The sequence below is a fragment of the Streptomyces sp. NPDC041191 genome (genome assembly GCF_055591945.1).
In genome coordinates this window covers 260,826-279,572 of the sequence record NZ_JBVIZC010000004.1, presented here as the reverse complement: position 1 = coordinate 279,572, position 18,747 = coordinate 260,826, and the positions used below count along the sequence as shown (strand labels likewise).

General features: G+C 75.3%; 17 protein-coding genes. 9 read left to right on the top strand and 8 right to left on the bottom strand.

Annotated elements, in window-relative coordinates:
* Positions 1 to 50: 50 nt before the first annotated feature.
* The gene (locus ACZ6AQ_RS10055) at positions 51 to 827 is read left to right on the top strand and encodes a GNAT family N-acetyltransferase (protein ID WP_468758900.1); all 777 of its coding nucleotides are present in this window, start codon (positions 51 to 53) and stop codon (positions 825 to 827) included.
* Between the two features lie 111 nt (positions 828 to 938).
* Here the strand turns inward: ACZ6AQ_RS10055 and ACZ6AQ_RS10050 are convergent, their stop codons facing one another.
* Together ACZ6AQ_RS10050 and ACZ6AQ_RS10045 are read right to left on the bottom strand one after the other, a co-directional pair.
* On the bottom strand, positions 939 to 1,754 hold the full coding sequence (locus ACZ6AQ_RS10050; RefSeq protein WP_388689615.1) for a pentapeptide repeat-containing protein: 816 nt from the start codon (positions 1,752 to 1,754) through the stop codon (positions 939 to 941).
* Between the two features lie 151 nt (positions 1,755 to 1,905).
* Positions 1,906 to 2,367 carry an SRPBCC family protein gene (locus ACZ6AQ_RS10045; protein WP_468758899.1) on the bottom strand — a complete coding sequence of 154 codons (462 nt, stop codon included), beginning with the start codon at positions 2,365 to 2,367 and terminating at the stop codon, positions 1,906 to 1,908.
* Positions 2,368 to 2,542: 175 nt separating this feature from the next.
* On the opposite strand from ACZ6AQ_RS10045, the gene ACZ6AQ_RS10040 reads away from it, so the two are divergent.
* Positions 2,543 to 3,043 carry a hypothetical protein gene (locus ACZ6AQ_RS10040; protein WP_156695963.1) on the top strand — a complete coding sequence of 167 codons (501 nt, stop codon included), beginning with the start codon at positions 2,543 to 2,545 and terminating at the stop codon, positions 3,041 to 3,043.
* A gap of 17 nt (positions 3,044 to 3,060) precedes the next feature.
* Entirely contained in the window at positions 3,061 to 3,426 is a 366-nt protein-coding gene (locus ACZ6AQ_RS10035) for an RNA-binding S4 domain-containing protein (RefSeq protein ID WP_468758897.1), read from the top strand.
* Positions 3,427 to 3,514: 88 nt separating this feature from the next.
* Here the strand turns inward: ACZ6AQ_RS10035 and ACZ6AQ_RS10030 are convergent, their stop codons facing one another.
* From ACZ6AQ_RS10030 to ACZ6AQ_RS10020, 3 genes are all read right to left on the bottom strand, one after another.
* Positions 3,515 to 5,710, bottom strand: coding sequence for a terpene synthase family protein (locus tag ACZ6AQ_RS10030; protein WP_468758895.1), 2,196 nt, complete (start codon positions 5,708 to 5,710; stop codon positions 3,515 to 3,517).
* Positions 5,711 to 5,869: 159 nt separating this feature from the next.
* Positions 5,870 to 7,837 (bottom strand): N-acetylmuramoyl-L-alanine amidase, encoded by a 1,968-nt coding sequence (locus tag ACZ6AQ_RS10025; RefSeq protein ID WP_468758893.1) that lies wholly within the window; start codon positions 7,835 to 7,837, stop codon positions 5,870 to 5,872.
* Positions 7,838 to 8,144: 307 nt separating this feature from the next.
* The gene (locus ACZ6AQ_RS10020) at positions 8,145 to 9,272 is read right to left on the bottom strand and encodes an aminoglycoside phosphotransferase family protein (RefSeq protein ID WP_468758891.1); all 1,128 of its coding nucleotides are present in this window, start codon (positions 9,270 to 9,272) and stop codon (positions 8,145 to 8,147) included.
* 231 nt (positions 9,273 to 9,503) lie between these two features.
* Between ACZ6AQ_RS10020 and ACZ6AQ_RS10015 the strand changes: the two genes are divergently transcribed.
* Positions 9,504 to 10,997, top strand: a complete 1,494-nt coding sequence (locus ACZ6AQ_RS10015; protein ID WP_468758890.1) for a DNA-binding protein NsdB — start codon at positions 9,504 to 9,506, stop codon at positions 10,995 to 10,997.
* Positions 10,998 to 11,102: 105 nt separating this feature from the next.
* On the opposite strand, the gene ACZ6AQ_RS10010 is transcribed toward ACZ6AQ_RS10015, so the two are convergent.
* Complete coding sequence (locus ACZ6AQ_RS10010) at positions 11,103 to 12,593, bottom strand: PP2C family protein-serine/threonine phosphatase (protein ID WP_468758888.1); 1,491 nt, start codon at positions 12,591 to 12,593, stop codon at positions 11,103 to 11,105.
* Positions 12,594 to 13,081: 488 nt separating this feature from the next.
* Between ACZ6AQ_RS10010 and ACZ6AQ_RS10005 the strand changes: the two genes are divergently transcribed.
* Together ACZ6AQ_RS10005 and ACZ6AQ_RS10000 are read left to right on the top strand one after the other, a co-directional pair.
* Positions 13,082 to 13,621, top strand: coding sequence for a GNAT family N-acetyltransferase (locus tag ACZ6AQ_RS10005; RefSeq protein WP_468758886.1), 540 nt, complete (start codon positions 13,082 to 13,084; stop codon positions 13,619 to 13,621).
* A 338-nt stretch (positions 13,622 to 13,959) separates the two neighbouring features.
* The gene (locus ACZ6AQ_RS10000) at positions 13,960 to 14,925 is read left to right on the top strand and encodes a carbohydrate kinase family protein (protein WP_468758884.1); all 966 of its coding nucleotides are present in this window, start codon (positions 13,960 to 13,962) and stop codon (positions 14,923 to 14,925) included.
* Here the strand turns inward: ACZ6AQ_RS10000 and ACZ6AQ_RS09995 are convergent.
* Positions 14,916 to 15,284 carry a hypothetical protein gene (locus tag ACZ6AQ_RS09995; protein WP_468758882.1) on the bottom strand — a complete coding sequence of 123 codons (369 nt, stop codon included), beginning with the start codon at positions 15,282 to 15,284 and terminating at the stop codon, positions 14,916 to 14,918. The genes ACZ6AQ_RS10000 and ACZ6AQ_RS09995 overlap by 10 nt on opposite strands.
* Before the next feature lie 180 nt (positions 15,285 to 15,464).
* Between ACZ6AQ_RS09995 and ACZ6AQ_RS09990 the strand changes: the two genes are divergently transcribed.
* Complete coding sequence (locus ACZ6AQ_RS09990) at positions 15,465 to 16,808, top strand: MFS transporter (protein ID WP_468758880.1); 1,344 nt, start codon at positions 15,465 to 15,467, stop codon at positions 16,806 to 16,808.
* A 126-nt stretch (positions 16,809 to 16,934) separates the two neighbouring features.
* Complete coding sequence (locus ACZ6AQ_RS09985; RefSeq protein ID WP_468758878.1) at positions 16,935 to 17,636, top strand: RraA family protein; 702 nt, start codon at positions 16,935 to 16,937, stop codon at positions 17,634 to 17,636.
* Between the two features lie 19 nt (positions 17,637 to 17,655).
* Here the strand turns inward: ACZ6AQ_RS09985 and ACZ6AQ_RS09980 are convergent, their stop codons facing one another.
* Entirely contained in the window at positions 17,656 to 18,093 is a 438-nt protein-coding gene (locus tag ACZ6AQ_RS09980; protein ID WP_468758877.1) for an OsmC family protein, read from the bottom strand.
* 180 nt (positions 18,094 to 18,273) lie between these two features.
* On the opposite strand from ACZ6AQ_RS09980, the gene ACZ6AQ_RS09975 reads away from it, so the two are divergent.
* On the top strand, positions 18,274 to 18,591 hold the full coding sequence (locus tag ACZ6AQ_RS09975; RefSeq protein ID WP_468758876.1) for a hypothetical protein: 318 nt from the start codon (positions 18,274 to 18,276) through the stop codon (positions 18,589 to 18,591).
* Positions 18,592 to 18,747: the final 156 nt, after the last annotated feature.

Below are 18,747 nucleotides of genomic sequence, written 5' to 3'. Positions count from 1 at the left end.
CCGTTTCACATCCGTTGCCGCGCGCCCGCGGGAGTGCTGGAGTGGCCCCCATGGAACCTCGGCGACTCCGCGACCTGTACGACCTCCGGATGCGCCGCGAGGCCCGTCCCGACGGGCCCGGCTGCCGCGTCGAGCGCGTCGGGGGCGTCGTCCGCCAGACCGGTCCCGCCCACGCGTGGAACGGCGTCCTCTGGTCCGGTCTCGACGCCTCAGCCGCCGAGGCCGCCGTCACCGCGCAGATCGACCACTACCGGACCGCCGGTCTGTCCTTCGAGTGGAAGCTGTACGCGCACGACACCCCCGCCGACCTCGGCGGCCGGCTCCGCGCGGCGGGCTTCACCGCCGGGGCCGCCGAGACCCTGATGGTCGCCGAGGCCGCCGCCCTGCCCTGGGAGGTTCCCCTGCCCGGGGGCGTGGAACTCCGCGCCGTCACCGAGGAGACGGGGGTGCGCCAGGTGGTCGAGGTCCACGAGCGCGCCTTCGGCACCGACAGCGCCGACCTCGGCCGCCGGCTCCTGGACCGGCTCGCGGCCGATCCCGGTACCGTCCCCGCCGTCGTCGCCCTCGCGGACGGCGAACCGGTCGGCGCGGCCCGCCTCGAACTCCTCCCCGGCACCGACTTCGCCGGCCTCTGGGGCGGCGGCATCGTCGAGGAGTGGCGCGGGCGGGGCCTCTACCGCGCCCTCGTCTCCCACCGCGCCCGCGTCGCCGCCGCCCACGGCCACCGCTACGTCCAGGTCGACGCGGCGGACACCAGCCGCCCGATCCTGCGGCGCCTCGGTTTCCTGCCGCTGACCACCACGACGCCGTACACGTACGAGATCTGAGCACCGGGCGGCCGGCCCGCCCCGGGCCTCCGCACCTGGCGACCGGCCTCCGGGCCTCCGCACCGGGCGACCGGCCCCCGGGCCTCCGCGCCGAGCGGCCCGTCCCGCTCCTCAGGCGCTCCAGTGGGCGGGGCGCTCGAAGCCCTCCGGGAGGCGGGTGGCGGCGTCGCCCCGGGCCGCGTTCAGCTGGGGCTGGGTGAGGAAGAGGGCGCCCGTGAGGTCCGCGCCCGACAGGTCGGCGTCCCGCAGGTCGGCGCCGATCAGATCGGCGAGCGACAGGTCCGCCCCCGTCAGGTCGGCGGCGATGAGCAGTGCCCCGCGCAGGTCCGCGCCCCGCAGCTTCGCCCCGCGCAGCCGCTTGCCGATCAGGTCCGCCCCGCGCCGGCTCTTCGGCCGGCCGCCGGCCGTGGCGCGGACCAGCTCGCTCGTCCTGAGCAGCAGCGGATTCACCTCGGCCCGTACGGCGTTCACGTCCAGCTCCTCCAGCGCGTCCGGCGTCCCCTGCGCGAGCGCCTCCACCCGGGCGAGCGCCGCCCGCGCCTCCGCGTGGACGGGCCGGGCGGCGCGCAGCGCCAGGGCCTCGGTGAGATAGCGCAGCAGCTCGTGGAGCCCGCGCACCACCGGGAACACCCCGTACATCTGCCGGGCCGTCTCCGGGGCCTCCCGCCAGGACACGCCACCGAAGGTCACCAGGGACACCCGCTGACCCGCGCCGAAGCAGTCGTACACCGTGCAGCCCTGGAAACCGCTCGGTCGCAGCCGGGCGTGGATGCCGCAGCGGAAGTCCTCCCGCAGGTTCCGGCAGGGCTCGCCGGAGGACTTGTCCACGGCGAAGTCCGCCGATCTGGCGAAGGGCAGTGCCACGCAGCACAGTCCGAAGCAGTTCGCGCAGTCGCCGCGCAGCGCGGATTCCTGGATGTCGGGCACGGTGGAACGGTTCCTTCGCGGTTCGGAGGCGGTTCGCGGACGGGTTCCCGGGCGGTCCGGGCGCTCCGTACGCGGGCCGCCACCGTATCGCGCCCGGTTCCGTGCCCCCGGCGGAATTCTTTGCCGGGGCCACGTGCCCGGCCGGCGGCCCCTACTCGTGGGCGGACGGACCGGGCGCCTCCGTCCGCGCGGCCGCCGCCTCGTGCTCGGCCATCCTCTGGAACTCGCCCAGGTCGTAGTTGGCCAGTGTCGAGTCCAGGTTCGTCAGGGCGCCCAGGTGCTCGACGAAGCCCTTCGGCTCGTACTCGATCTGGAGCGTCACCCGGCTCTCCGTGTCGCTGAGCCGGTGGAAGGTGACCACGCCCGCGTGGTGGACCCCCTCGGTGGTCCGCCAGGCGATGCGCTCCTCCGGGACCACCTCGGTCAGCTCGGCCACGAAGTCCTTGTCGGCGCCCGGCAGGGCCACCTTCCAGGCGAACGTCGTCGCGTCGACGCGGTCGACCCGCTCGACGTGGCTGAGGAAGGAGGGCCAGCGTTCGACGTTCGCCCAGAGGGACCAGCTCACCGCCACGGGTGCCTTGATGTCGACCGCTTCGAGCAATGAGGACGCCATGGTGTCTTCTCCTTCGGTGTGCGACGGCACGGGTCCCTCCGTCCGTACCCCCGGAACCGTTTTCCACCGCCCCGGACCGGCCTCCGATCGCAGCCGCCGGCCGGTGTCCCGGACGGTCGCCGGCCGGCCCCGCCCGGCGCGTAGCGCCACGCCCGCGGGCACGTACCATGGCCGTATGTCCTTCCTCCGCCGCCGCAGCGCCGCCACACCCGCGGGCCCGGACTTCGACGTCCTGGCCATGGACCCGGGGGACTGGCCCGGCAATCTCGGCGCCGGTCTGCTGCCCGCGCCCGACGGTTCCTGCCAGGGCGTGTTCCTCCGGTACGACCTGTTCGGCGGCCGCGGCCCCGCGATGATCATCGGCAACCTGCCGGAGGGCTCCCCGGCGCGCGAGCTCGCGGAGGGCCAGATCCCCTTCGAGGTGGCGCAGCTCCTCGCCGCCCTGGAGAACGACGAGCCGGTCGAGGTGGTGGAGACCGAGGACGTCCCGGTCATGCAGGGCGACAACCTCCTCATCGTGCGCCGCCTCAAGCTCTCCGAGAGCCGCATTTCCTGCGTCCAGTTCGACCGCAGCGACAACGTCCTGGTGACGATCGCCAGTTGGGACCGGCCGATCACCGACGACCTGTACGCGCTGCTCAAGCCGCTGCCCGCCGAACTCTTCCAGCAGGGCTGACCGGGGGAGCGGGGCCGATGAGCGCGCGCGTCGACAGCTGGATCTGGGCGGTCCGCCTGACCAAGACCCGCTCCCAGGCCGCGGCGGCCTGCCGGGCCGGGCACGTCAAGGTCAACGGCGAACGGGTCAAGCCCGCCCAGCCGGTGAAGCCCGGTGACGAGGTCCGGCTCTTCCACGGCGGCCGGGAGCGGATCGTCGAGGTCAAGGTGCTGCACACCAAGCGGATCGGTCCGCCGGTCGCGGCCGAGGCGTACGTCGACAACAGCCCGCCCCCGCCGCCGCGCGAGCACGTCGCGGTCGCCGCCGTCCGCGACCGGGGCGCGGGCCGTCCCACCAAGCGCGAGCGCCGCGAACTCGACGAACTGCGCGGCCGCAGGCCCTGAGGCGCCACCGGTCCCGCCCCGCCGGGCGGGAACCGGAATGTCTTCACGGGGACGGCCCCGGGAGGGATCCCGGGGCCGTCCCCGTACGTCAGCGGGGCACGGGACCGAGCAGCTCCGCCACCCGCGCGGCCGAGGTGCCCAGCCCCTTCGGGCCGTGCCGCAGCAGCGTCGTCCCGGCGCCAGAACGCACGTCCTCGGCCCGGTAACGCCGCACTCCCCGGTGCCAGTTGAGGATGCCCGCGAGCCAGTCCTCCAGCTCCCGCAGATACGCCTCGAAGGCGGCCCTGGCCTCCGCGTCGAGTCCGAAGTCCTCGTAGAGCAGCGGAACCTCGTGTTCCTTGACGTGCTCGTACTGGCGCAACCGACCCCGCATCAGGTCGTCCACCATGGCGACCGCCGTCGGGTAGTCGCAGTCGAAGAACTTCTGGAGCACCAGGACGCCGTTGTGCACCTCCCCCTCGACCTCGATCTCCTTCTGGTACGAGAAGAGGTCGTTGAGGAGCGTCGCGTAGTCCATCACCGACCGCTCCAGGGCGCGCACCGTGCCCGTCCGGTAGAGCGCGGGCGGCAGCGTGTCGGCGTGCCGCAGCCGGCAGAGCAGGGTGGTCAGCTCCGAACCGAAGGTGGAGCGCCGCATCTCGATGTAGTCGACCGGGTCGGGCACCCGGTGCTGCGCCTGGTTGTGCAGCTCCCACAGCCAGCTGTCCAGCATGACGTCGAGCGCGTACCGCAGCTGCCCGCGCGCCTCCGGCGTCATCGGGCCGGCCGTCCGCGCCCAGAGGTCGGCCAGCGAGCGCTCCATCGGGTTGACGGCGAACGCCGCCCCCAGGGCCGGGTCCTCCAGCGGCAGGCACGCCTTGAACCGATTGGTCTGCTCCTTCGCGCCGGCCAGGTCGCGCGGCCGGCCGAAGACCATCGGGTAGTAGTCGTCCCCGTACGTCCCCCAGGTGAGCCACTCGGAGCTGAGCTCCAGCTCCTCCGGGGTGGCGTCGGGGTCGAGCCCCGCCGCGCAGAGCGCCAGGTCGAAGCCGTCCATCAGCGGGCGGTCCCAGATGTCGTCCAGGAGCCCCATCCGCTCGGCCCAGTCCTCCGAGCGCCGCTTCGCCTCCCGGTGGTGCGGGCTGAGGGCCAACGGGTACGGCAGGTCGAACTCCGGGAGCAGCGAGGGCCCCACGTACGGGGGCGGCACGTGGGTGAGGGACCGCAGCCGGGAGGCCGCAGGCCGCCCGAAGAGGTTCCGCACGTCCAGGGCGGAGGTGCCGATGATCCCGTCCAGGTGCGAAGCCCCGCCGACCATGCCGTCGTTCATGTACCGGCTGGAGCGCATGTGCCACTCGTGGCCGCCGGACTGCCAGTCCTGGAGGCCCTTCGTGTACGCGGCGACGGCCGCGCACTCCTCCGGCGAGAGGCCCTTCTCGACGGCGAGCGGCGGCACTTCGGTGAGGGCCGTGTTCTCGAACTGCTGGAGCCGCGAGGTCAGCAGGTCGTTGACGGCGTTCGCCGCCTCCTGTGTCGTGCAGCCGAGGAACCGCTCCAGGACCAGGACGCCGTTGCTGTTCTCCCCCTCCTCCTCCACCTCGCGCTGGTACGAGAAGAGGTCGTTGCGCAGGTGCACGGCGTCCGAGAAGGTGTCCCGCAGCACGCACAGCGGCCGGGAGCGCGCCACCCGGTCCGGGACCTCCGCCCCCGCCGCGTACTCGACGAGCCCCGCCGACCAGGGCGCCCCGCCCACCTTGCGGCGCATCTCGATGTACTCGACGGGGTTGGCGACGCGTCCCTCGTTGATGTTGTCGAGTTCCCACAGCGACTCGTACAGCAGGTGCTCCGTCGCCTCCGCGAACCGCGTCCGCCAGCCGCCGGACATCGAGGGCACGGTCCGCAGCCACAGGTCCGCGAGCCCGGCCTCGACCGGATTGGCCGGCTCGGGCAGGGCGGCCGGGTCCGCCGGCATGAACATCGGCAGCCGGTCCAGGTACGCCTTGCCGCCCGCCCGGTCCCGGGTGCGCTTGAAGGTCTCCAGGAAGTGGTCGTCGAAGAAGAAGACCCAGGTGTACCAGTCGGTGACGAGGTTGAGCGCGTCCTCGTCGCAGTCGGGGTGGGTGTAGGCGCAGAGCAGCGCGTAGTCGTGGGCCCGGAGGTCGCGTTCCTCCCAGATCCCCGAGCCCTCCAGCATCCCCCTCTCCCTGGCCCAGTCGCACGTGTGCGTACGGGCGGCCTCGACATGGGGGTTGAGGCGTGCCGGATACGGAACGTAGAAATCCGGCATGACGAAGGGCTGTGGCATGTGCGGGGGTGCCTTCCGGTGTGCGAGGGGTCCGACCGGCCCAGCCTGGCGCCTCGCGCGTACGGCGCGCGCGATCTCCTGAATAGTCGTACGAACGCGGGCGGGGTGGGGGCGGACCCGCTGTCCGCCCCCACCCCGCGACTTCCGGCGGCCTTCCCGCTAGATCCGGGAAACCCGCACGTCAGCCGCCTTCACGAAGGCGACTCGGTGGCCGAACTGGATCTCGTAGTACTCCTCCTGGCCCCGGACGACCCGGTGGCCGGACGTATCGAACGTCGGAGCGAAGAAGTACTCTCCCGGAACGCGGTCGCCCACCACGTACCGCTGACCGGCGAGCAGCTTGTACGGCAGCGGTGAAACCGCCTGCACCGGCACGCCCGCCGGATAGGCCGCGGCCTCCGGATAGGCCCGCCCGTACACCGGCACCTCCGTGAGGCCGGGCCGGGGGGTGAGGACGAGTCCCCGCGCGTTCACCGCCGTCGGCCGGCCGGGCGGATTGTGGAACCACGCCTTCTGCCCGAGGTACCAGACCGCCGTCCAGTCGCCCCGGCGCTCCGCCACCGCGAAGCTCTGCCCCGTCGAGGCGCGCGCCCCCGTGTCGTTGACGCCGGTCGTGGAGTCCCCGCCGCCCGGCCGCAGCCCGACGTCCTTCACCAGGGGCGCCCCGGCGTCCGGCGCGGTGTGCAGCCGCACCGCCCCGCTGCCGTGCGGCGCGCACGCCTCCCCCGCCTTCGCGCAGTCCGTGTAGACCGGCCGGTGGGCGGTGTAGTCGGGCCGGACCGTCACCACGCCCGCGTGCGGACCCGCGCTCGGGACGACCGGGCGGCCGAGCAGCCGGAAGTAGTGCGCCCAGTCCCAGTACGGGCCCGGGTCCGTGTGCATGCCCCGGATCGAGGAGGTCACCGTGCCCGGCACGTTGTCGTGGCCCAGGACGTGCTGCCGGTCCAGCGGGATGCCGTACCGGGCGGCGAGGTACCGCACGAGCCGCGCCGACGACCGGTACATGGCCTCCGTGTACCAGGAGTCCGGCGCGGTCAGGAACCCCTCGTGCTCCAGGCCCACCGACTTGGCGTTCACGAACCAGTTGCCCGCGTGCCAGCCGACGTCCTTGAGCGGCAGGTGCTGCGCGACGTGCCCGTCCGAGGAGCGCAGCGAGTACTGCCACGACACGTACGTCGGGTCCTGCACCAGCCCCAGGGTGACGTCCCACTCGGCCTCGGTGTCGTGGATCACGATGTAGTCGACCGACTGGGATACGGGCCGGTCCGCCTTGTCGTGGTTGCCGTAGTCGCCGTCGCCGAACTCCTCGTACGGCGCGGGGACCCACTCGCAGGCCACCGTCCTGGGGCACTCCACCGGCCCGTCGGCGGGCGGGCGCAGGCCCAGGGCCCCCACCTGCTCCGTGGCGGGCGCGACGGACGGGTCGGGCCGGAGCGCCACCACCTGCCCGCTGTCCGTCGTCCGCTCCTCCCCGGTCCTGATCACGTCGAACACGTCGTCGGCGTACGTCGTCGCCGTCGCCGAGTCGTCTGCGCCGGAGTACCGCGCCACCGCCCCGTACCAGTCGGCCGGGTCCGCGCTCGCGGGCAGCCCGGCCTCCCGCTGCGCCGCGGCGAGCAGGGCCGCGCCGCCCTCGATGTTGGCGGCCGTCCCGGTGCGCAGCTCCTCGGCCGGGATGCCGGACAGCGCGGATGCCCGCTCCAGGGTCCGCAGCCGCGCGGGCAACCGGGAGGGGGAGGGCACCGGCGTCTCCGTGCGCGCCGGGCGCGAGGAGTCCCCGCGCGCGTCCTCCGTGCCGTCCGAGTGGTGCGGGGCGGCCCGCGTCAGGGCCGTCGCCGCGTCCGTCAGGTGCATCGGCCCGTACCCGCCGGTCACGCTCGGCGCGCCGGCGTGGCCGTCCCACCGCGACTGGAGGTACGCGACCGCGAGCAGCACGCTCTCGGGGACGCCGTGGCGCGCCGCCGCCCGCGCGAACTGCTCCTGGAGGGTGCCGGCCCGGGGGGCGTCGGCCCCGGCGGGCGGCGCGGCGGACAGCAGGGGAAGCAGCAGGGCGGCGGACGCCAGGGCACCCGCCGCCCTCGGGGCGCGGATCGGTGACGTACGTCTGCGGAACGCGGGACGGAGCAAGACGGCCTCCAGGGGCGTGGGGTGACGCGGAGACGTGCGGGGCCGGACCCGTACAGGGGTATCGGCTCCCGGACGATCCGTCAATCACGCTCGCGCACAAGGAAGTTCGCACGTCAGGGCGAGGGTGGAGGCCGGTCGGCGGAGTTTCGCGGAGACGGGCCCCGGGCCTGGGGCCCGTCACTGGAGTGGACCATTGGAGAGGGGACGGAGGGGCGGTGACGGGCGGAGGAACCGGTGCGCCGTGTCCCGGTGTGTCGGCACCGGGACACGGCGCACCGCCCCCGAGGGGGCCGGCCGGACCCGCCCTTCAGCGCGTCCCGACCGCCGCGCGCACGGCCCGCCGTGCCATGGCGCAGTCGTCGTGCAACCGCCTGAGCAGCAGCCGCTGTTCCTCGCCGGGGGCGAGCCTGCCCGAGGGCACCGGCACGGTTCCGGCCGGCGGGGCCTCCTTGATGGTGCGCTGCACCGCCGTCTCGTAGGTACGGATCTCCCGCGTCAGCACGATCATCAGGTTCACCAGGAAGGCGTCCCGGGAGGCCGTGCCCGCCCGCTGGGCGTGCCGGCTGATCCGGCGCCGGACCAGGGGCGCGTCACCGAGCACCGCCCACAGGGTCGCCAGGTCGTACCCGGGCAGGTACCAGCCCGCGTGCTCCCAGTCGACGAGGACCGGCCCGGTCGGGGAGAGCAGGATGTTGGAGAGCAGGGCGTCGCCGTGGCAGAACTGGCCCACCTCCTGGCGCCCGCCCGTCTGCGCCAGGCCGTGCAGCAGCGCCTGCAGGTCGTCCCGGTCCCGGTCGGTGAAGAGGCCGAGTTCGTGGTAGCGGGCGATCCGGGCGCCGTAGTCCAGCGGGGCGTCGAAGGTGCCGGCCGGCGGCCGCCAGGCGTTGAGCCGGGTGACCGCGTCGAGCACGGCCCGCACGTCGGCGCGGGGAGGGGCCTCGGCGGGGTGACGCGAAAGGGCCGCCGCGCGTCCGGGCATCCGCTCGATCACCAGCGTGCAGTGCTCCGGGTCCGCGGCGATCAGCCGGGGCACGCGCACCGGCGGACGGTGCCGGACGAAGGTGCGGTAGGAAGCTATTTCGTGCCGGAACCGCTCGACCCAGGCCGGGGAGGGGTCCAGTAAACACTTGGCGACCGCCGTGGTCCGTCCGGTCGTCCCGACGATCAGCACGGAACGGCCGCTGCGCCGCAGCACCTGCACCGGCTTGAAGTCGGGGCAGATGCGGTGGACCGAGGCGATGGCCGTCTTCAGCCGTGCCCCCTGGGGGCCGGACAGGTCGATCCTCCCGCTGACCGGCTGGGTGCCGGTGCCGCCGGTCCAGCGCCTCGGCCGGACGGCCTGGGGGGCGGGGGCCAGGTACGGCCCGGCACCCGCCGGAACGACACGGGACTGCGGCCGGGGCGGAGCGGACACGGAGGACGATGCTGTGTACATGGGTGACAGATCCCTTCGTGTGCCGACGAGTTGCGTGCGTCGCCCCGCCCGCCCCCGGCCCGCACCCTGGGGAATGAGGTCCGGTCGACGGGACGGGGTGGTGCGTTCCTACCCGACACCCGGGCGCGGGTGGCGGAACATCGGGCGCACCCTGGCGAACCCTGGCGAATAGTCGCCACCCCCATGACAGGGGGTTACTGTCGATTCAGCCGAGAACCTGGGGGCTCAGACGTGACCGGAGAAACCAACACCCGCCTGGCGGACCTGTTCGGCCTGGCCGGCTGGTCCAAGGGCGAACTCGCGAGACTCGTCAACCGGCAGGCGGCGGCCATGGGCCACCCCCAGCTGGCGACCGACACCTCGCGGGTACGGCGGTGGATCGACCGGGGCGAGACCCCGCGCGATCCCGTCCCCCGGGTGCTGGCAGCACTGTTCACCGAGCGACTCGGCCGTGTCGTGACCATCGAGGACCTCGGGTTCGTACGACACGGGCGCGCCGGGAGACGGCAGGACGTCAGGAAGGCGGAGAACCCTGACCAGTTGCCCTGGCCACCCGACCGTACGGCGGCGGTCCTCACCGAATTCACGGGAATGGACCTCATGCTCAACCGACGCGGCCTGGTGGGCGCGGGTGCCGCGCTTGCCGCCGGCTCCGTACTCAGCAACGCCATGCACGACTGGCTGCAGACCGACCCCGCCCGGCCGGGTGCGGCTCCGCGTGCCACCGATCCCCTCCACGCCGATCCCGCCGGGTTCGACCGCTACGAGGCAGCTCCCGTCGGGACGGAGGAGATCGACGCCCTGGAGCACTCGGTGCAGGTCTTCCGCGCCTGGGACGCCTCCCGGGGCGGCGGCCTCCAGCGCAAGGCCGTGGTGGGCCAGCTCAACGAGGTGGGCGGCATGCTCGCCTACCGTCACGCCGACCACCTCCAGCGCCGCCTGTGGGGCGTCGCCGCCAACCTCGCCGTCCTCGCGGGCTGGATGTCCCACGACGTCGGTCTCGAACCCACGGCGCAGAAGTACTTCGTCATCGCGGCCCACGCGGCCCGGGAGAGCGGTGACCGGCCCCGGGCCGGAGAGGCGCTGTCCCGGGCCGCGCGCCAGATGGTGCACCTGGGCCGGCCCGACGAGGCCCTCGACCTGATGAAGCTCGCCAGGACGGGTTCGGGCGAAGGGCTGCTGCCCAGGACCCGGGCCATGTTCCACACCATCGAGGCGTGGGCGCAGGCGTCGATGGGCCGGGGCCAGGCCATGCGCCGCACCCTCGGCGAGGCGGAGGACCTGTTCGTGTCGGACCGGCGCGACGAGGCGACGCCGGACTGGATGCAGAACTTCGACGAGGCCGACCTGCACGGCATGGAGGCCCTCGCCTACCGCACCCTGGCCGAGCACGATCCGGCCGCCGCGATCCCCGCCCAGCGCCATGCCAAGCTGGCGCTCGAACTGCGGAGCAAGGGGCACGAGCGGTCGAAGCTCTTTGACCACATCTCCCTGGCCTCGGCCTGCTTCATCGCCGACGACCCGGAGCAGGCCGACCGGTACGCCCGGCTCGCCCTCACCTCCATGGGGGAGACCTCATCCCACCGGACCTGGGACCGGCTGCGGGAGATGTACCGGCTCACCGGCCAGTACGCCGACTACGCCAGGACCGACGCCCTGCGCGAGGAGATCGAGATGGCTCTGTCCCGGTCGCCCTCCAACCGTCCGAGGACGGGGCGGGCCTGACCGCCCCCGCCCCGGAAGGGGCGGCGGAGGACGGGGCAGGGGGAGCGGCGGACGGGAAGAAGGACCGCGGGGGGTCAGGACCGGCGCGTGCCCGCCCGCACGGCTTCAGCCGCCGACCCGGACCACCATCACGCGGGCGTCGTCCTCGCGCGGCTCCTCGCCGAACTCCTCGACCACCACACGCACGCCCTCCTGCGCGTCCCGCGCCCCGGTGAGCCGGGGGCCGAGGGCGAGGAGCCGTCGTGCGCCCGTACCGTCGTCCGCGTCGTCGCGGGCCAGTCCGCCGGTGTGCAGGACGAGGAGGTCGCCCGGGAGCAGCCGGGTCTCGGCCTCGTCGTACACGACGCCGCCCGTCGCCCCGAGGAGGACGCCCTCGGGCCGCCGGAGGACGTGCCCCGTCCCGTCGCGGAAGAGCAGCGGGGCGGGGTGGCCGGCCTGCGCCCAGGTCAGAGTCCGGGCGACGGGGTCGTACCGGCAGCACAGCGCGCTGCCGAGCGCGGGCCGCGCGGAGGTGTCGAGGAGCTGGTTGAGGTGGCCCATCAGGGCGGCGGGGCGGACGCCGGCGACGGCCATGCCGCGCAGCGCGCCGAGGAGCATCGCCATCGAGGAGGTCGCGGCGACCCCGTGGCCGGTCAGGTCTCCGACGGTCAGCAGGGCGTTCCCGTCCGGCAGTGCCAGCGCGTCGTACCAGTCGCCGCCGAGCAGTCCGGCGCGGGCGGCCGGAAGGTGGTGCGCGGCCACGTCGAGCGGGGCCGGGCCGTCGTGGGCGAAGCGGAGCGAGCCGCGCCACGGCGGGAGGACCGCCTCCTGGAGTTCGACGGCGATCCGGTGCTCGGCGCGTTCGGCGTGGCGGCTGCGCTCCAGGCCGTCCCGGCTCTCCCCGAGCGCCCGTTCGCCGCGCCGCAGTTCGCTGACGTCGCGCAGGACGGCCCACATGGAGGCGGTGCAGCCGCCGGCGTCGAGGACGGGCTCACCGGTCATGTGCACGGTGCGCACCCGTCCGTCCGTGCGCACGATCCGGAACTCCCCGTCGATCGGCCTCCCGTCGATCAGACAGTCCGTCACCAGCGTCTGGAGGGCGGCCTGGTCCTCGGGGAGGACCAGGGTGGGCATCTCGTCCAGGGACAACGGACCGTTCTCCCGGGTGCGGCCGAAGATCCGGTACAGCTCCTCGGACCAGCTGACCTCGTCGGTGAGCAGGTTCCACTCGGCGCTGCCGACCCGGGAGAGCAGGGAGCCGGTGGGCGCCGGGGCCGTCCGGCCGTACGCGGGGCCGGGAGCGGTCGTGAAGGTCGTGCCGGGGACGGTCCCGGTGCCGGGCCCGGCACCTTCCCCGGGCTCCCTCCCGGGGGGGCCCTCCCTCGGGACGCCCGCCCTTAACTGCCCCAACTGGTCGCCCAGGTGGTCCAGTTGGTGCAACGCGAGGTCGCACAGGGCGCGCTGCCAGCGCTGTCGGGGGTCGTCCTCGTCCGCCACGGCGTCCCGGCGGACGGCGTCAACCTCGCCGCGCAGGCGGCGGGTCTGCGAGATCAGCGCGTCCACCACGCCCGGCGCCGGCGGCTGGGCGGGGCGATCCGCGAACAGAGGGGACGGCATGTCGTACTCCGATACAGGCGCGGCGCGGCCGGAGGGGAAGAGGCGGCCCGCGTACGACTGTGGCACAGGCCCGGACGGCTCGTAAGGGATTTGGCAACACTCGATCCGGTGGTGCTCCTGGCATATGCCAAAGGCGCGGCGATTATCGGCCGGAGTGGGGCGGGGCCTGGCGGGGAATGGCTCTTCCGGACGGAAAAGGCCCGGTGGGCGCGGGGGCGGCGGTCGGTGCCGGGCGGGTGGGACAAGGACTCGACCCACCTGCGGACGCGTGTGCGAGAGGGGCTCCGGAGGGAACCGGCGGGCCCCGCGACCGCGTCCGTCCCCGCCCCGGGGCCACCCTCGTTCCGGCCCCGGGGCCACTCCGTTCCGGTTCCGCGACCGCGACCGCGGCCGGCGACCGCGACCGGTGACCGGCGGCCGTGACCGCGTCCGCCCCGGTCCCCGGGACCCGGCCCGGCCGCCCGGACCGGGGCTGGGAGGATGGTTCGATGCCTCCTTCCCCGAGCTCGGCCCAGGACCCGGTCCCGGCGGCACGGCGACCGTTCCGCACCGAGCGGCTGCTGCTGCGGCCCGTCCGCGGCGGTGACCTTCCGGCCGTGACGCGGCTGTGGACCGATCCGGACGTACGGCGCCACCTCGGAGGCCCCGTCACCGGGCCCGTCATCCGCATCCGGCAGCGGCGGATCGTCGGGGCGCCCGGCTTCCACGCCGTGGTCCGCCCCGAGGACGGCGTCCTGCTGGGCCTGGTCACGGTGGCGGACGGCGGCCGGGGCGGGGAGACGGAGGTCTCGTACCAGTTCCTGCCCGAGCACTGGGGGCACGGCTACGCGCGCGAGGCGGTCGGCGCGGCCGTCGCGCGGGCCCTGGAGCGCGCGCCGAGCGTGGTCGCGGTCACCCAGGAGGCGAACCACCGCTCCCGTCGCCTCCTGGAGGCCGTGGGCCTGCGGCACGCGGAGTCCTTCGTGGAGTGGGACGCCCACCAGGTGCTGTACCGGCGGCGGTCGGCGCCCGGGCCCGGCACGCCCTGAGCCGCACGCGCCGGCCCGGGGCGGAGGCGCCGGGCCCCGGACGCCGGAGCGGTGCCCCTCCGGCTTCCTCCCGGATGCCGCAAGCCCCGACCGCCGGCCCCCTCCTCCTCCGGGCCGCCGTCCGTCCGCCGTACCGGGACCCTTCCGTACGCACCCGCGCGACCGGGCGGCGACGGCGGCCGGAAACCGGTCATGATGGGCCTCCGACGCGGAACCGGCGCGCGCCCGTCCGGCTCCTCCCCGGCGGGGACCGGACGGCCGCGCGGGACGCCCCGGCCGCCGGACAACCCGTGCCCGGGACGCCCGCCCCGGGACCCCTACGCCAAGGAGCCCTGTCCATGTCCTTCCTGGTGATCGGCGAGTGCGTCGCCGACATCGTCCGGGCCCCGGCGGGTTCCGGCGCCGCCGACCGCGTCCATCCGGGCGGCAGCCCCGCCAACGTCGCGTACGGACTCGCCCGGCTCGGCCGGGACGTCACCCTGCTCACCCAGCTCGCCGACGACCCCGCCGGACGCCTGATCGGCGACCGCCTGAAGGACGCGGGCGTACGGGTGGAGATCGGCGGCGCGCCCGCGCGCACCCCGACGGCGGTCGTCGGCCTCGACGCGCACGGCCGGCCCGCGTACGCCTTCGACATCGCCTGGACGCTGGAGACCGGGACACCGCCCGGCGGGACGCCCGCCCATGTGCACATCGGTTCGGTCGCCGCCGTCGTGGCCCCCGGCGCGGACACCGTCCTCGCCGAGGCCGAGCGGTTCCGCGACCGGGCCACGATCAGCTACGACCCCAACGTGCGGCCCGCCCTGATGGGGGAGCGCGACGGGGCCGTCGCCCGCGTCGAGCGCTGCGTCGCCCTCGCCGACCTGGTCAAGGCGAGCGACGAGGACCTGGCCTGGCTGTACCCGGAGGAGGACCCGGTCGCCGTCGCGGCCCGCTGGCTGACCCTCGGCCCGGCCGTCGTCCTGGTGACCCGCGGCGCGGCCGGTTCCCTCGCCCTCACCCGGCACCGCACGGTCGCCGCCGGGGCGGCCCCGGTCGCCGTCGTCGACACCGTCGGCGCGGGCGACTCGTTCATGTCCGCCGTCCTGGACACCCTGGCCGGACGGGACCGGGCGGCCCTCGGCGCCCTCTCCGCAGGGGAACTGGAGGGGCTGCTCGCGCGGGCCGGGGCGGCGGCGGCCGTGACCGTCTCCCGGGCCGGCGCCCAACCGCCCGACCGGGCCGAACTGGACGCGGCCCGGGTGTCCGCCGCCGCGCCCTCTCCGCCCGCGCCTCCGCTTCCCGGGGCTGGCGTTCAGCCGTAGGCGTCGGTCACGCAGTCGGCGGCGCACCGCCCGTGCTCGTACCGGCGCCGCAGCGCGGCCGCCGCGTGCCGGCGCTCCACCCCGGAGTACCCGTAGTGCTCCTCGGCCGTCCGCACCACGGCCTCCACGGTGACGATCGCCGGTTCGCCCTCGCCGGCGGACCGGCGGGCCGTCGCGATCACCCGGTCCGCCGCCCGCTGCAGGTCCCGGGCGTACTCCCGCTGGGCGAAGCGACGCGCCCGCGAGGCGGCGAACGGACGCGTGACCCGGCCCTTCCACACCACCCCGGCCGCGATGAGCCCCAGACTGGGCAGCAGGAGGAGGGCCGCCCCCGCCAGGGCACCGGCGTCCCACCCCATCCCCGTCCCCTTTCCGCGTGGACCCGCCGCTCCGCACGAGCCCCACGAGTCTAACGAGCGCGCCGCGACGGAGCCCCGCTCGGCGAGTCCCGGCGGCGGTTTGACCGGCCGTGCCGGAGCCGCTTCGATGGCGGTCGCCGCCGCGCGTCCGCACGACGGACCGCGGAGAGGGGCACGGGCATGGCGAGGGCGTCCCTCGGGCGGGACTTCGGGTGGCTGTGGACGGCGTACACGGCCAGTGCCCTGGGCACCCGGCTCGCGTTCGACGCCTTCCCGCTGATCGCGATCACGGTGCTGCACCGGAGCGCCGCCGAGGTGGCGGCACTGGCGGCGCTGGGGGCCGCCGTGGGCGCGGCGGTCGCGCTGCCGCTCGGCCCGTGGGTGGAGTTCCGCCGCAAACGGCCCGTGATGGTCGCGGCGGACCTCGTCCGGTGCGCGGCCCTCCTGAGCGTCGCCGCCGCGTACGGGCTCGGCCGGCTCGGCTTCCCCCACCTCCTGGTCGTCTCCGCCGTCGTCGCCGCGGCCGACATCACCTTCGGCGCGGCCTCCGGAGCCTTCCTGAAGCGGCTCGTACGGCGGGAGGACCTGGTCGTCGCCCACGGACGCCTGGAGTCCACGAACTGGACCGCCACCGTCCTGGGCCCGCCCCTCGGCGGCGGCCTGATCGCCCTGCTCGGCCCGATGGCGACGGTGGTGGCCGACGCGGTGAGCTACGTCCTCTCGGCGCTGGGCATCCGCGCGATCCGGGCGAAGGAGCCGTGGCCGGAACGGAGCCGTACGGACGTACGGGGGCGGCCCGGCGGCGCGTCGTCCGGCATCGGGCGGCAGCGGACCGGACCGCCGTCCGGGCCCGCGCGGCGGACCGGGCCGGAGCCCGGTGCCGGGCAGCCGCCCCGGCCGGGCGTCGGCGACCTGCTCGAAGGATGGCGGTACATCCTCACCGACCCCGTGCTGCGCCCCCTCTTCTTCCACACCGTCCTCGTCAGCGGCCTGATCATGGCCACCGCCCCGCCGCTCGCCGTCCTCATGCTGGGGCCGCTGGGGTTCCCGCCCTGGCAGTACGGCCTCGCCTTCGCCGTCCCCTGTCTCGGAGGTCTCCTCGGGTCCCGCCTGGCCGGGCGGCTCGTCGCGCGGTTCGGCCGCCACCGGGTCCTGCTCGCCGCCGGCACGCTGCGCGCGTTCTGGTCCGTCGGCCTCGCCTTCGTCCACCCCGGCGTCACGGGACTCCTGCTCGTCATGGGCGTCGAGTTCGCGCTGATCGCCTGCACCGGCGTGTTCACCCCGGTGTTCGCCGCCCACCGCCTCGACCTGACGGCGCCCGACCGGGTCGTCCGCACCCTGACCGCCTGGTCGGTCACGAGCAGGGCGACCGTCGCGGCCCTGACCGCCCTGTGGGGGGTGCTCGCCGGGGTCGCCGGCCCCCGGACGGCCATCGCCCTGGCGGGCGTCCTGCTGTTCGCGACCCCGCTGCTGCTTCCGCGCCGGGCCGCACGGGAGGAACCGGCGCCCGTGGAGGCCCCCTGACGGGCTTTCCCCTCCCGGGGCCGCGCCCCCGTCCTCCACGGGCCGTCCGCGACACCGCCCGGACCGGGGCGCCGGCCGCTAGCATCGCGGACGGCCCGTCGTACCCGTCACGGAACGGAACGCCCGATGCTGAAGGACCTCGCCGGCTTCGCCGAACTCTCCACGCCCCTGGTCGCCGACGCCTGCGTACGGCTCGGCGAACCGCTGCGCGCCGCCCCCGCCGGGGTGCTGCCGGTCGTCGACGGACAGCGGATCGCCGGACGGGCGCTGCCCGCCCGGCACCACGGAAGCGTGGACGTGTTCCTGGAGGCGTTCGCGCGCGCGGAGCCGGGGGACGTCCTCGTCGTCGACAACGCCGGCCGCCGCGACGAGGCGTGCGTCGGGGACCTCGTCGTCCTGGAGGCCGCGGCGGCGGGCGTCGCCGGGATCGTCGTCTGGGGACTGCACCGCGACACCCCGGACCTGGTGGAGATCGGACTGCCCGTCTTCTCGTACGGGCGCCACGCCCCCGGCCCCGTACGCCTCGACCCCCGGGGGCCGGAGGCGCTGCGCTCCGCGCGGTTCGGGGAGCACGAGGTGACCCCGGAGGACGTGGTCTTCGGCGACGACGACGGGGTGCTGTTCGTGGCCGCCGACCGGGCCGGAGCGGTCCTGGAGGCCGCGCGGTCCCTCTTCCGCACCGAACGGGAACAGGCTCGGCGCGTCCGGGCGGGGGAGACCCTGCGCGACCAGACCCGCTTCGACGCCTACCTCGCGGGCCGGGCCGAGGACCCCTCGTACACTTTCCGGCGGCACCTGCGCCGGATCGGCGGGGCGATCGAGGAGTGACGGGCCCGGCGCGCGGGGCTCAGCCCTCGAAGCCGATCGTGCCGTCCGGCAGGACCGCCTCGACCCGGGCGCCGTGCTCCACGGTCCGGCTCACCGTGCAGAACTTCTCGTGCGTCAGGCGCACCCCGCGCGCGAACACCTCCGCGGCCTTCGGGTTGTTGTCCGGCAGGTCGAACTCGTAGCTGACCCTGATCCGGCCCACCCGGCCGTCGTCCTCGGGACCGGAGACCGACTCCACCACGATCCGCAGGTCGTCGTGGTCCACCGCCCGCGCGGTCCGGTCGATCACCAGGCCCCCGCACCCGCCCATCGCCGCGAGCAGCAGCTCGACGGGGGTGAAGGAGGGCTGCGCACCGGCGTCGTCCGCGGCGGCCATCCGCACCTCCGCTCCCCGCTCGTTGCGCGCGGTCCAGTTCCGGTATCCCGTGCGGACGGTCTCGATCCGGTAGTCGGCCATGGCGGCGGGGCTCCTTCGTGCTCGTACGGTCGCCCGCCCACGGTACGCCGGGAGGGACCGCCGGGCCCGCCGCCCGCGCCCGGCCCCGGGATTCCGCGCGGGCCCGTCTGAGTAGTGCGGCACGGGCGGCTGAGTACGCCGGCCGATACGCCGCCGTCCGCGCGCTGCTGGACTGTCACCATGACCTCCGAAGCCCGGCGCGCCCGCCCCCTCCAGCACGTCACCGCCACCGGCGCGGCCCTCGCGGTGGCCCTCGGCCCGGTGGTGGTCGGTGCCCTGCTCGCCCGCTCGGTCGGCGCGGACCCGATGGCCTCCGTCAACGCCCTGATCGCGGGCGGCGGCCAGCGCGCCCGGATCTCCCGCGCCCAGCTCAGGACCGGGGCGGGACTCCGCGGGGGCGTCGCCCTCGGCGGGGGCGCGGGGCTCCGGAGGCGGGCCGGCCGCCTCCGGAAGAACGCCGTCCTCCGGGCCCGGCCGGGGACCCGGCGGACCGGCTGACCACGGCCTTCCGGGAGACACCGGCAGCGGCCTCCCCGGGGACGGCGCGCGGAGACGGCGGTCCGCCCCCGAAGGGGCGGGCCGCCGTCGGCGTGGCACGGTGCCGCCGTCACGCCGGGGAGCGCGGGCTCCCGTGCCGACGGGCGCCGCCCCGGC

Coding starts and splice junctions, on each gene's coding strand:
- ACZ6AQ_RS10055 (WP_468758900.1), top strand. CDS start 51: ATGGAACCTCGGCGACTCCGCGACCTGTACGACCTCCGGATGCGCCGC.
- ACZ6AQ_RS10045 (WP_468758899.1), bottom strand. CDS start 2,367: ATGGCGTCCTCATTGCTCGAAGCGGTCGACATCAAGGCACCCGTGGCG.
- ACZ6AQ_RS10040 (WP_156695963.1), top strand. CDS start 2,543: ATGTCCTTCCTCCGCCGCCGCAGCGCCGCCACACCCGCGGGCCCGGAC.
- ACZ6AQ_RS10035 (WP_468758897.1), top strand. CDS start 3,061: ATGAGCGCGCGCGTCGACAGCTGGATCTGGGCGGTCCGCCTGACCAAG.
- ACZ6AQ_RS10030 (WP_468758895.1), bottom strand. CDS start 5,710: ATGCCACAGCCCTTCGTCATGCCGGATTTCTACGTTCCGTATCCGGCA.
- ACZ6AQ_RS10020 (WP_468758891.1), bottom strand. CDS start 9,272: ATGTACACAGCATCGTCCTCCGTGTCCGCTCCGCCCCGGCCGCAGTCC.
- ACZ6AQ_RS10010 (WP_468758888.1), bottom strand. CDS start 12,593: ATGCCGTCCCCTCTGTTCGCGGATCGCCCCGCCCAGCCGCCGGCGCCG.
- ACZ6AQ_RS10005 (WP_468758886.1), top strand. CDS start 13,082: ATGCCTCCTTCCCCGAGCTCGGCCCAGGACCCGGTCCCGGCGGCACGG.
- ACZ6AQ_RS10000 (WP_468758884.1), top strand. CDS start 13,960: ATGTCCTTCCTGGTGATCGGCGAGTGCGTCGCCGACATCGTCCGGGCC.
- ACZ6AQ_RS09995 (WP_468758882.1), bottom strand. CDS start 15,284: ATGGGGTGGGACGCCGGTGCCCTGGCGGGGGCGGCCCTCCTCCTGCTG.
- ACZ6AQ_RS09990 (WP_468758880.1), top strand. CDS start 15,465: ATGGCGAGGGCGTCCCTCGGGCGGGACTTCGGGTGGCTGTGGACGGCG.
- ACZ6AQ_RS09985 (WP_468758878.1), top strand. CDS start 16,935: ATGCTGAAGGACCTCGCCGGCTTCGCCGAACTCTCCACGCCCCTGGTC.
- ACZ6AQ_RS09980 (WP_468758877.1), bottom strand. CDS start 18,093: ATGGCCGACTACCGGATCGAGACCGTCCGCACGGGATACCGGAACTGG.
- ACZ6AQ_RS09975 (WP_468758876.1), top strand. CDS start 18,274: ATGACCTCCGAAGCCCGGCGCGCCCGCCCCCTCCAGCACGTCACCGCC.